The following is an 11,113-nucleotide window of genomic DNA, read 5'->3' on the forward strand; positions in this document are numbered from 1 at the left end:
GCTGGAATCCGATTGTTTCCTATATCCTTCTGTTTTTGAACATATACGGCATTCTGTTCATGCTGGCCGAGCTTCAAGCCACACGACTGACTCCATTTTTGCTGACAGAGGACCATTTGTTAATGCAGACAGGATTTTCAAGTTCGATGAACCTGCCTTTAAGCAATATCAAGGAAATCAAACATTACGAAGGGTCGGAAAAATTTAGCAAAATAGAGCAAAAAGGGCTTTTTGATGCCAGAGTGCCTGATTTGATCCAGGAAAAGCCGATGTTTGAAATCCTGTTGCATGAGCCGCAGGATGTTCATCTCATCTACGGATTAAAGCGAAAAGTGGACCGGATTGTCCTGAATGTCGACGAACCAGATGTTTTTTACCATGAATTGCAGCGGTCACTCCCAGAGTGATCGCTTTTTAATGCTGAATAAAAATCTCTCGCTCAGTACAGTTAATCTCTCGGAAAAAATCTCTCAATAGAAGCAAGTAATCTCTCACTTAACCCAAATAATCTCCCATTTATCTAAAAAAGTAAAAACCCAGCCGCACAATCACGACCGGGTTCCACAACTATTATGAGTTATATACTTCTAAAATTTTCTCTAATGAAAGCTCAGCTGTTCTGGCATAGACGATATCAGCATTTTCGAAACTTTCCTTTGGTCCCACAGCGACAGCAAACATTTTCGCAGATTTAATCGCCTGTACGCCTGCCGCAGCATCTTCAACACCAATGCATGCTTCAGGCTCAACACCAAGCATTTCCGCTGCGCGCAGAAAAACTTCCGGATGCGGTTTGCCGTTCACGACAGTCTTCGCATCAACGATGATATCGAACTCGGATTTCATTCCAAGTGACTCCATCACAGTGAACGCATTCTTGCTTGCAGAAGCAAGGCCCAGCTTAAGTCCCTTTGCCTTAATATCCGTAATCAGCTCTTTGATCGCCGGCAAAAGATCAGTGGGAGTGATGTTCTGGATCAAGGTAAGATAATGATCATTTTTCTTGCCAGCCAATACTTCTTTTTCTTCGGCTGTAAAATCCTCCGTACGGCCGCCCAGCTCTAGAATTTTCTCGAGAGAGTCCATCCTCGAGACGCCCTTCAATTCCTCGTTATCCTCACGGGTAAAGGTAATGCCCAAATCCTCAGCCAGCGCCTTCCATGCTAAAAAATGATATTCAGCTGTATCAGTAATGACGCCATCAAGGTCAAAAATAAACGCATTTAGTGGTCTTGTCATCGTTAAACTCCTTTCATGAATCTATCATTCAGCCTCAGAAGCAGACTCTGAGTATTATTGGACATTTTATTGCCATTCACACACGCAAATGTCTATTAAAGAACGTTTGTTAGACATTTCAACACCTTCCCCCCTCCAAAATGTCCATTAAACCACTTTTCTTAGACATTTCAACGCCTTCCATTCTTCAAAATGTCTATTAAAGAACGTTTCTTAGACACTTCAACGCCTTCCACTCTTCAAAATGTCTATTAAACCACTTTTCTTGGACATTTCAACGCCTTCCATTCTTCAAAATGTCCATTAAATCACCTTTATTGGACATTTACGTAATTCATACACCAAGATGTCTACCCCAATGAGAGAGACCTTCGGGCTGGCCCAAAGATCTCTTCATCGACTTATTTCAATTTTACAGAAAGCTCGCCTTCTGCTGGAATTGTGACTTCCTCGCCGTAAAGTTTCATTGCAAGTTCTGGTCCTTGCTGGGTGAGGACGACGTTTTCCTGGTTCACTTCTACCTTGATGTAGTGGTCGCGGTAGATGATGTTGAAGCTGTACTGGTTCCATGCTTTTGGAATGAACGGCGCGAATGATAGTGTGCCTTCAGCCGTACGCATGCCCGCGAAGCCCTGGACGATACCCAGCCATGCACCTGTCATGCTTGTGATGTGCAGGCCATCTTCTGTATCGTTATTGTAGTTATCAAGGTCAAGGCGCGCCGTGCGGTTGTACATTTCATACGCCTTTTCTTCCATACCAAGCTCTGCAGCTAGTACTGCGTGGATACTAGGAGACAGTGATGATTCATGAACTGTCATAGGCTCATAGAATTCGAAGTTGCGGCGCTTCTCTTCTTCTGTGAATTCATGGTTGAAGAAGTATAGACCCTGAAGGACGTCAGCCTGTTTGATGAAGCAGCTGCGCAGGATTTTATCCCATGACCAGTTCTGGTTGATCGGACGGTCTTCAGCTGACAGCTCATCAACTGTCATCAGGTCTTTATCAAGGAATGTATCATGCTGGACGAATACACCTTTTTCTTCATCGTACGGGAAGTACATTTTCTCAATGATATCCTGCCATTTCGCAAGCTCTGCATCAGAGAATTCAAGGCCTGCAAGGCGTGCATCATGGCCGTTTTGCTTCAAGGATTCGATGACTTCAAGCGTGTAGCGAAGTGTCCAGACAGCGATACGGTTTGTGTACCAGTTGTTGTTGACATTGTTTTCGTATTCGTTCGGTCCTGTTACGCCATGCATCATATAGGCTTTCTTGGACTTATTGTAGTGGACGCGGTCTGCCCAGAAACGGGAGATGCCGGCAAGCACATCGATTCCATATTCATGAAGATAATCTTGATCTCCAGTGTAGTTCACATAGTTATAAATCGCGTAAGCAATCGCTCCGTTACGGTGGATCTCTTCGAACGTGATTTCCCACTCATTGTGGCATTCGACGCCTGTAAAAGTAACCATAGGGTAAAGTGCTCCGTTAAGCCCCTGCTGCTTCGCATTGTGGTATGCGCCATCAAGCTGGTTGTGGCGGTAAATCAACAGGTTGCGTGCAACCTCTGATTCTGCAGTAGACAAGTATAATGGAATTGCGTACGCTTCTGTATCCCAGTAAGTTGCACCGCCGTACTTTTCTCCTGTAAAACCTTTTGGTCCAATGTTCAAACGCGAATCTTCTCCATAATAAGTAGAGAACAGCTGGAACAGGTTGAAACGGATTCCCTGCTGTGCTTCATCATCGCCTGCAATCTCAACATCAGCGATTTCCCAGCGGCTCAGCCAGCCGTTTCTGTGCTCTTCCAGCAGCTGATCAAAGCCTTTTTCAACAGAACGACCTAGGACTTCACGGCCTTTAGAAACAAGCTCGCTAGCTTCATAGTCACGATCTGTTGTTACAGCAATATACTTGTAAAGGGTTACAGTTTGTCCCTGCTCAACCTTAACTTCAATCACATTCTCAACATATTCTTCTTTTTCATTGACTTCGAACTTAGCCACAGTTCCTTCGACAACCGTTTGCATAGTTGTCGCAACCTGGAAAGTCGGAGTCCCGAATGGGTTGTCTTTCGTTTTCATTACAAGACTGCTATTATGTTCTGAAGCATCCCTGCTAATTTCATACCAGAAGTCTTCATCATAGTTGGAATCTTCGTTGCGCACGTCTCCATCCAGATAAGGAACAAAGGTAACGTTTCCATTATAGTTCCTGGCAGTAACTGAATACTTGATTGCAGCGAGTTCTTTATCAGCAACCGACAGGAATCGGATCGCTTCCACTTCAGTTTCCTTACCGTCCTGGATGACTGTGAATTTCCTTGTCAAGACACCATGCTGCATATCAAGTTCACGGTAGTAATCCTTCACTTCTGCTTTGTAAAGGTCTAGTTCCTCTCCGTCAACAAATACTTTTATGCCGATAAAGTTCGTTGAGTTAATGACCTTGCCAAAATAGTGCGGATAGCCATTCTTCCACCATCCTACACGCGTTTTATCTGGAAACCAGACGCCTGCAATATATGAACCGCGATGGAAGTCTCCAGTATATGTCTCTTCAAAGTTTCCGCGCATGCCCATATGGCCATTTCCGAGGCTTGTGATGCTTTCTGCTAGGCGGAAATCTTCTTTATGCAAGTCCGTTTCGACGATCTTCCAGCTATCAATCCCAAATAATCTTTTCATAGCTTTTATCTCCTTTTAGAAGTTGTACAAACGTTTGCACTATTATATCATGAATTTCCGCAGAAATGACAAAAGCAAAGGTGATATTTTTGTGTCATCCTGAACTTATTATTATTTTACTATTATAATCCGGCAAAAAACTTTTTCACCTATTTAGTTAGTACATATGTTATAAATTTTCAGAAAACTAATATAATCTAAAAGAACTAAATATGGAAGGAGGAAACAATATGAGCATACGGTTTTTCAAGGTTGCTGCGGTCTATTTTGTCATTGCTATTATTCTAGGAATTGTTATGGGGATCGCGCATGACTTCACATTGACTTCGGTGCATGCCCATTTAAATCTCCTTGGCTGGGTATCAATGGCCCTGTTCGGGACAATTTATTATCTATTTCCTGCAGCTGGGAACAGCAAGCTAGCCTCTACGCATTTCTGGCTCCATAATATCGGGGTACCCGTCATGCAGGGCGGAATCACCTTATCCATGTTGATAGGGGGAGTCATTTTCACCGTCTTTGCCATCCTTGGATCACTGGTCATCGTTCTCGGAGGCATTCTGTTCTTGGTGAATGTGTTCAAATATGTAAAAGCGTAATTAAGACGAAAAAAGTTCGCCGGTGAGGCGAACTTTTTTTATTATGCAAGCTCCTTCTGCTTTGTTTCCGTACCCCAGAAAAAGACGGCTGCAGCACCGATCAGAATGGCTATGCAGAAAATTGTGAAGATGGCAGTGATTGATAAATTTTGCGCTGATAAATACGGGACCATCAGTGGTCCGATTATCCCGCCTATTCGTCCAAAGGATGCGGCCATTCCTGCACTGGAACCGCGGATCGTTGTTGGATATTGTTCTGGCGTATAAGCGTATAAAGCACCCCACGCACCCAGGTTGAAGAATGACAGCAGGACACCCGCAGTGATCAGCAATGCAAGCGAGTCTGCCGTTCCAAAGAAATAGGCGCTCAGTGCTGTTCCTATCAAATAGACAACCAGTACGAACTTCCTGCCTGCTCTTTCAATCAGCCATGCTGCGGTGAAATATCCTGGAAGCTGAGCCAGGGTCATGATCAAAACGTATTGAAAGCTCTTGATCAAAGTGAAGCCCTTCATGACCATCACGCTTGGCAGCCAGAGGAACATTCCGTAATAAGAAAATACCACACTGAACCATAGAATCCAGAGCATGGCTGTTTTCTTGAAGTGCTCCCTGGACCATACCTCGGCAATGCTCTCCTTGATTGTCAACCTTTCCTTCTTTTCAACGGCCAGATACCTTGGGGAGTCCGGCAGGTTCATACGAAGGTACAATGCATACAATGCTGGCAGGGCACTAAGGATCAACGCCATTTGCCAGCCAAATTTCGGTATGACGAAGTATGAAATCAACGCTGCGACAAGCCAGCCTGCAGCCCAGAAGCTTTCAAGCAGGACAACGACGCGCCCCCGTTTCTCAGCAGGCACACTCTCTGCAACAAGAGTAGACGCTACCGGAAGCTCTCCGCCAAGTCCCATTCCAATAAAAAATCTTAGCAATAAAAAGAATGACAAAGTTGTTGCCATTGCGGATACTCCGCTTCCGACTGAGAAAAGCAATAACGTAATAATAAAGACATTTTTCCGGCCGATCCGGTCAGCAAGCAAGCCAAATACAAATGCACCGACAGCCATACCGATTGAGTTCACGCTGCCGATCCAGCCCATTTCCTTGCCCGTCAAATTCCAGTCTACCTGCAATGCGGCGATGATAAAGGACAAGATCCCCACATCCATCGCATCGAACATCCAGCCCAGCCCGGCAATCCCGAGCAGCTTTTTTTCAGAAATCTCCTGTGTCTTTTTCATATAACCCTCCTAAACCATTGCAGCGATACAAATAGTTTCCCTAAAATTGTTAGTTTTAACATAATAATTGCGATGCTACTTTATATTACCATGTGTCTTTACAGTAGTCATGATAAAAGTGACCCGTAAATAATTTCAAAGAATATGCGGACATTATAACTACATCCCTGAAAAGGTGGAGTAAGTCATGAGAAAAAAAAGGCTCGTTAAAAAGAACTCCATTCCCTTTCTGCTGCTCGCAGTGATTCATGTTCTGCTTTTTTTCATATTCGCCAAACGAAGCCGGCAAAAGAATATATGGGCCCTTCTGCTCTCCAATATTGGTATGGCATATTTATTTGAGTATCCTGTCCTCAACCTGTTCAAAGGGTATTCATATAAACCATATATCCTTAAAAAACGGGCTCATGACCAAATTCTCGGAGCTATTTTTTCCCAGGCATTATATGTTCCAATTACTGCAACCCTCCTGACACTGTACCAAAAAAATCGGTATTGGAAACTCGGCAGCACGCTGATTTATTATGGAATTGAACGTTGTTTCCTGCATTTTAAAATCTATAAAGCGCATTGGTGGAAGCCATACTATACGGTTTTTTTCATGAATATCTATTTTTATGTCAGCGACTGGTTTTACAAAGCGCTGAACGCGAAAAAGGAATGGGCTCTGGTGATCGCACAATACCTGTCAACAGAAGTCATCGGAGTTACCTTGCTCTATATATCTGCAGTCAACAGGAAAGTCAGGTTTGGACGGGGAATCCACCATTCCTGGCGCGAGCATTTTATCATTGCTCCGCTTTATAGTTTATTCCGGACTATTTTCCTGGTTAAAAACTCCTCAAAACACGGATTGCTGCCAAGACTGACGATGTTCATCGGATTCATCGGCATTGATATCATGCTGGAGTGGACAGGCCTCTTGAAATTACGATTGAATAAGCTGTGGAATTTAGCATTCAACGCTGTGATGGTTTTCATATCAAGATATCTCTATTTAAAAATCCGTCAAAAACAGTAGGAACCCCCTCTGCTAGGCAAAGGGGGTATTGGATTAACTTATTTTATCGAGAATGACCGTTACCTTGAAAAGGTCACCATCCACTTCAATATCAAGTGAGCCTTCATGCAGGTCAACGATTGATTTTGCGATTGCAAGCCCGAGTCCTGACCCTTCTGTATGACGTGATTGGTCGCCGCGCTTGAAGCGTTCGAAAAGTTCATTCAAATCCTCGCCCAATTCATATTTCGTGATGTTTTTAAAAGTAAGCACAATCTGGTTTTGCTCTTCTTTTACCGAAATATATACCCTCGTATTTTCCAGAGCATATTTGAGAATATTGCCAATCAGGTTATCAAACACCCTCCACAACTTCTGTCCGTCAACAAATGCATACACCGGATGCTCCGGCTGTGACACGCGCAGCTGCAGGGATGACTGGCTCAGCGCCTCATTATGCTCGGCGAGTGCCTGCTGCAGGAGCTGGTTGAGATCGACCTTCTCCTTAGTGAGTTCGATATTGCCGCTCGCCATTTTTGTCGCCTCGAACAGGTCATCAATTAACACCTTAAGTCGCTTCGATTTCCTGTCGAGAATTTCGATATACGAGTCACGGTCCTCTGATGCCAGATCAGGTGTTTTCAGGAGCTCTGTATAGGTGATGATCGACGTTAGCGGTGTCCTAAGATCGTGGCTTACATTTGTGATCAATTCTGTCTTAAGGCGTTCGCTTTTTGCCTGTTCTTTGTGGGAGACCGTAACAGTATTCCTAAGTGTATTGATATTGGCGGCATGTTTGGCAAAAGCCGACTTCCCTTTCACCGGGATGTCCGCACCTAGATTGCCCGCAGCAAGTTCTTCTGTATGCTTTAATACTTTATTCAAGTAGCCTGCTTTCCTCATGATCATGATGAAAATCGGGAGACTGATTACACCTAATGCGAAAGCAATGACGATTATTTCTCCTCCACCTGCTACAAGGACTGCAACAAACAACATCCCCATTACAAACACGATTCCGAGGATGACAAGAAGCTGGAATCCAATGCTCTTGATTAAAAAGGCATTAAGAATCGCGTGATAGCTCCTTACTAAAAGGCTATTATTCACATCTTCCTTCAGCTTTGGCCAATCCTTCCGGTACTCTGAAAGGAATTTAAGTTGAATCCACCCGAATGCAAGCAATGAAGCTGCAGCGACTAGACTGATGATCAGTTCGATCAGCGAAGAAAAGACATCTGAATGATAGTAGACAAATTGTTCACTGATCAGTGTCATGGACAGCAGTAGGAAGACTCCTGTTAATAAAAGCATCACCGCCCTTACATCCAGCGGAATCCTTCCATAAAGAGGCTGCAGGTGATCAAATGAACCAAACACGGTTGCCGGTTTCCGTTTTGCAAGGAAATAGCTGATGATTAATGCAGCGATACTTAATAAAAGATAACTGTAAAAGAGCTTTTGCCCTTTTTGATAGTCTTTATAATTCATGATGGCGATATGGTTTTCTGAAGCAAGCTTTGATAAGCCTATTTTACCGGTCAGATCTCGGTCTTTTTGATTTTCCAGAATCGTTTCAGCGACTTCATTATAAGGCAGGAAGTTTTCGTTATACCCAGTGAACATGTAATTTCTCTGCACACCTGCGTAATCCAGAACATAATACATGTCTTTTTTATTCAAGTAGTCTGATGCTGACTCATCCTTTGATAGATCAAGATTTGTAAAGACTTCTCCTGTTGATTTGTCCTCAAGGTAATATTTGAATGCCTGCTCAAGATTGGTGAATTCACGGCGATATTCTTCCAGATCCCGATAAAATTCATCGATCTTCTTCTCTTTTTCTTTGACGATTTTAGCGCGTACATATTCATCACTATTGAAATTTTTGGTTATATCCGCGATTTTTCCGTCTCTTTCCTTCTTCAGAATCTCTTCTGCCGCCTTGTTTCCTGAATCGATTGCCGACTGTATTTGTTCCTCATATTGCATTCCGATATTGGAAATTTGATCTCCGAGATTGCCATACCTCATACGATGTTCTTCAATTTCCTCATCTGATACAGTAATTTTGTTTTTCATTTCTTCTTTTGGCATCTTATAGAGCTCATACACATTCAGCATGGAAACGAACTGATCCATTTGTGAGTTATATTCTTCTGATTCAAAATAATCGCCCTGCATGAACCGGCTGCCATTGGTCAGGACTGAAAAAACACCGCTAATACCGAATGAGATCAAAAGCACCCATACCACAAACAAATACTTACTTTTCGATTTTGTATCCAATCCCCCACACCACCTTCAAATATCTTGGATTCTTCGGATCGATTTCTATTTTTTCGCGGATTTTACGGATATGGACCGCTACCGTGTTTTCCGCATTGTAGCTTGGTTCCTTCCATACACGCTCATAAATATCATTGATGGAGAATACTCTGCCGGCATTGGTCATGAGCAACTCAATGATTTTGTACTCGATTGGCGTCAATTTGACTGGCTCACCATGTGCGGTGACTTCCTTCGAAGACTGGTCGAGTGTGAGCCCGTTCAGGTCGATCACCTTCGCTTTCCCCTCATATGTACCGAGCGTGACATATCTCCTCAGCTGAGATTTTACCCTTGCGATTAATTCGAGCGGATTGAATGGCTTCGTCACATAATCATCAGCGCCAACCTGTAGACCGAGAATTTTATCCGTATCCTCTGCTTTGGCGCTCAAAATGATGATTGGGATATTCTTGTCCTCGCGGATTCGGAAGGTCGTCGTAATCCCGTCCAGGCGTGGCATCATCACATCGAGCAGTATTAAGTGGACAGGCTGCTCATTCAGCTTCTCGATCGCCTCGATTCCATCCGCCGCTTTGATCACCCTGATCCCTTCATTTTTCAAATAGATCTCTATCGCATCACGAATCTCTTTTTCATCATCAACCACCAGCACATTGTATTGTTCCACATGAAAAACCCCCTTCCCACACAGGCAAGCTTTGATATTGATTATTCTAGACAGTTAACCTTAATATTCACCGAGGATAAATCTTAAGATTTTCTTAATATTGGTAAAAGTAGTGTGTGAATCTATTATATATTTTTATGGAGGCTGAGAGGAAAGGTAATTTGGGGGTGTTTTGTTCATAAACGGAGATTTCGTGCAGAGGAATCGGCTCAATCCAATGGGGGTTGAGCCGATTGGAGGTAAAAAGCCAGTTTTTAATAAGTTTCATTGCCTTATTTTCTTCTTGAAATTTTTTATTGGCGGTTTTCACAACTTTATTGGCGATTTTCAGATTTTATTGGCGAAAAAATGAATTTATTGGCGATTTCCACCTACATATTGGCGAAAATCAAATTTTATTGGCGAACTGGAAATTTCGGGCGTTTTTTTCCAGTTCCGGCCCCAGTTACTTGGGCAGCTTTTTTTCCAGTTCACCCTGCTACTTACGCAGCGTTGCGATCAATCGCTTAGGATTCAGCAGCAAATCCAAACCATCATTGATATTCTCGATCACCAAATCACTTTTCAACAGTGTTGCCGTTGCGCAGCCTTCTCTACCGTTGATGGCAATGGCGATATCGGATTCTGCGAACATTGTCTCATCATTCGCCCCATTGCCCATGCAGATTGTTCCCTCCAGGCCACGGACAAATCCCCCTTTTTCAGCAGTATGGTCATCAGATTGGAGTACGCGCACATTAACAGGCAGCCCGCTGCATTGTCTGGCGACGGTTCCATTCGTATCTGCTGTAATGACATGAATCTCCAGGTTCTTGCTAAGAAGTGTGATTCTTTCAGCTACTCCGGGGATCAACTCACCATTAAAAGCAATGGTTCCGTTAAAATCCAAAACAAGATGATGAATAGTAAATTGGCCTCTGCCCGGGATGTTCAAAGCAAGCATGAATATGCCTCCCATTTTTGATAGAATATCGTTATTATACACCTGCATGGAGGATGTTAGATGAAAAAGAGCAATGTGATACTTTATATCGCTACGAGCTTGGATGGCTATATTGCCAGGCCGGATGGCGCCGTTGACTGGCTAGATGATGTGGAAGGCGATGGCGATAATGGTTACAGTGAATTCTACAGCAAGGTTGGAACTGTAGTAATGGGCCGTAAAACGTACGAAGAGGTTTTAAGACTGACGGATGAATTTCCGTATGCGGGTAAGGCATGTTATGTCTTATCGCGAAAAAATCATGAGCAGCGACCAGGTGTCACGTTTACAGATGAGGAGCTGGAATCCCTGATTCCGCGTCTGAAAGAACAGTCCGATGGGTATGTATGGCTTGTCGGCGGCGGCCAGCTTGTCCAGCAATTCCTTGAGAAAA

Annotated in this window: 9 protein-coding genes and 1 pseudogene; 4 read left to right on the top strand and 6 right to left on the bottom strand. The window is 43.5% G+C overall.

The features are described 5' to 3' along the window. A pseudogene (locus tag ACH0QE_RS15625) lies at positions 1–407 on the top strand (hypothetical protein); the annotation flags it as partial. A 163-nt stretch (positions 408–570) separates the two neighbouring features. Here the strand turns inward: ACH0QE_RS15625 and pgmB are convergent. Continuing rightward, the gene (gene pgmB / locus ACH0QE_RS15630; RefSeq protein WP_415801506.1) at positions 571–1,239 is read right to left on the bottom strand and encodes a beta-phosphoglucomutase; all 669 of its coding nucleotides are present in this window, start codon (positions 1,237–1,239) and stop codon (positions 571–573) included. Between the two features lie 401 nt (positions 1,240–1,640). Next, a complete protein-coding gene (locus tag ACH0QE_RS15635) occupies positions 1,641–3,932 on the bottom strand; it encodes a glycoside hydrolase family 65 protein (RefSeq protein WP_415801507.1) in 2,292 nt (763 codons plus the stop codon). 230 nt (positions 3,933–4,162) lie between these two features. On the opposite strand from ACH0QE_RS15635, the gene ACH0QE_RS15640 reads away from it, so the two are divergent. Next, a complete protein-coding gene (locus tag ACH0QE_RS15640; RefSeq protein WP_415801508.1) occupies positions 4,163–4,531 on the top strand; it encodes a cytochrome-c oxidase in 369 nt (122 codons plus the stop codon). Positions 4,532–4,572: 41 nt separating this feature from the next. Here the strand turns inward: ACH0QE_RS15640 and ACH0QE_RS15645 are convergent, their stop codons facing one another. Beyond that, entirely contained in the window at positions 4,573–5,778 is a 1,206-nt protein-coding gene (locus ACH0QE_RS15645) for an MFS transporter (protein WP_415801509.1), read from the bottom strand. A 187-nt stretch (positions 5,779–5,965) separates the two neighbouring features. Here ACH0QE_RS15645 and ACH0QE_RS15650 point away from each other — a divergent pair, with 187 nt between their 5' ends. Further along, positions 5,966–6,799, top strand: coding sequence for a hypothetical protein (locus ACH0QE_RS15650; protein WP_415801510.1), 834 nt, complete (start codon positions 5,966–5,968; stop codon positions 6,797–6,799). Between the two features lie 33 nt (positions 6,800–6,832). On the opposite strand, the gene ACH0QE_RS15655 is transcribed toward ACH0QE_RS15650, so the two are convergent. The 3 genes from ACH0QE_RS15655 to ACH0QE_RS15665 all read right to left on the bottom strand — a co-directional run bounded on the left by ACH0QE_RS15655 (position 6,833) and on the right by ACH0QE_RS15665 (position 10,680). Next, on the bottom strand, positions 6,833–9,067 hold the full coding sequence (locus ACH0QE_RS15655; RefSeq protein ID WP_415801511.1) for a sensor histidine kinase: 2,235 nt from the start codon (positions 9,065–9,067) through the stop codon (positions 6,833–6,835). Next, a complete protein-coding gene (locus ACH0QE_RS15660) occupies positions 9,045–9,737 on the bottom strand; it encodes a response regulator transcription factor (RefSeq protein WP_415801512.1) in 693 nt (230 codons plus the stop codon). The genes ACH0QE_RS15655 and ACH0QE_RS15660 overlap by 23 nt, the downstream gene beginning before the upstream one ends. 478 nt (positions 9,738–10,215) lie before the next feature. Then, on the bottom strand, positions 10,216–10,680 hold the full coding sequence (locus tag ACH0QE_RS15665) for an HAD family hydrolase (RefSeq protein WP_415801513.1): 465 nt from the start codon (positions 10,678–10,680) through the stop codon (positions 10,216–10,218). Positions 10,681–10,740: 60 nt separating this feature from the next. Between ACH0QE_RS15665 and ACH0QE_RS15670 the strand changes: the two genes are divergently transcribed. Further along, positions 10,741–11,113: dihydrofolate reductase family protein (locus ACH0QE_RS15670; RefSeq protein WP_415801514.1), on the top strand; the 373-nt coding region annotated here is incomplete at its 3' end.

It is taken from the genome of Mesobacillus sp., from assembly GCF_047739415.1.
GTDB lineage: Bacteria > Bacillota > Bacilli > Bacillales > Cytobacillaceae > Mesobacillus.

What these genes read in the sequence shown, in the direction of transcription:
- pgmB (WP_415801506.1), bottom strand. Translation starts at nt 1,239, where the DNA reads ATGACAAGACCACTAAATGCGTTTATTTTTGACCTTGATGGCGTCATT.
- ACH0QE_RS15635 (WP_415801507.1), bottom strand. Translation starts at nt 3,932, where the DNA reads ATGAAAAGATTATTTGGGATTGATAGCTGGAAGATCGTCGAAACGGAC.
- ACH0QE_RS15640 (WP_415801508.1), top strand. Translation starts at nt 4,163, where the DNA reads ATGAGCATACGGTTTTTCAAGGTTGCTGCGGTCTATTTTGTCATTGCT.
- ACH0QE_RS15645 (WP_415801509.1), bottom strand. Translation starts at nt 5,778, where the DNA reads ATGAAAAAGACACAGGAGATTTCTGAAAAAAAGCTGCTCGGGATTGCC.
- ACH0QE_RS15650 (WP_415801510.1), top strand. Translation starts at nt 5,966, where the DNA reads ATGAGAAAAAAAAGGCTCGTTAAAAAGAACTCCATTCCCTTTCTGCTG.
- ACH0QE_RS15665 (WP_415801513.1), bottom strand. Translation starts at nt 10,680, where the DNA reads ATGCTTGCTTTGAACATCCCGGGCAGAGGCCAATTTACTATTCATCAT.